The following is an 831-nucleotide window of genomic DNA, read 5'->3' on the forward strand; positions in this document are numbered from 1 at the left end:
CGCTGATCACCAAACAGTCGACCATTCACCCAAAAATCCATGGTCTTTTCCTGAGCCAAAGCTGTATAGGTATAGCGACTCCCACCCATGGCATAACGCAGTTGTGAAGCATACGCACCGCCAAGATGATTACCTTGACCACCACCACCTACAATCGCGAAAGAATCGGGGCCAAACTGATCACGCGTTACATTCATTTTTTCAGCGATTTCATCTAAGGCCTGATCCCAGCTAACCTTCTGAAAGCTCCCATCTGGCATCCTTTTTAAAGGATGTGTCAAACGATCATCGTGATTTTGATAATGCTCTAATCTTGCCGCTTTCTGGCAAATATAGCCCTTAGTCATAGGGTGTTGAGGATCACCTTTGATCTTAATTAATTTGCCGTCCTGGGTGGTAACATCCAAGCCACAGTTTCGTGAACATAATATACAAGCGGTTTTATGCAGCTCTGTATTCTCACTATCAACGTTTGTCATGATCGCTCTCTTGCTTTTTAAAAGCTGTAATTATTGAGATATAGACTAGCTTAATCTTTGTAATACACCATCTGGCTACTTGTCGCCACCAAGGTACCATCAGGGCTCCATAGCTCAGCCCTTTGCTCAAAATAACCATTAGTAAATTTGGTAGCGCTAGCGCGACCAAGCAGATGAGTCGCCTCCAAGCCCAACAATTCATCTTCAGTTATATGGAAATTAATCGTTAAACTAACCGTTCCCATTGGGACGATCTTATGTCTTCGAACAAAAATTCGTGGAAAGAACGAGTCAGAGATTGCTGTTACTGAGGCATAGTCCAGCTTTCTTGCTGGCTTGTCAGAAATCCACA

The 831-nt window shown here is 43.6% G+C and carries 2 protein-coding genes; both read right to left on the minus strand.

The window, feature by feature from the left end; genetic code table 11:
- Positions 1–479: molybdopterin-dependent oxidoreductase (locus A3729_RS27505; protein ID WP_156498179.1), on the minus strand; the 479-nt coding region annotated here is incomplete at its 3' end.
- 50 nt (positions 480–529) lie between these two features.
- Positions 530–831, minus strand: a 302-nt coding sequence (locus tag A3729_RS31930; protein WP_197476174.1) for an acyl-CoA thioesterase domain-containing protein, incomplete at its 5' end; no start/stop codon positions are given.

The sequence above is a fragment of the Oleiphilus sp. HI0043 genome, assembly GCF_001634935.1.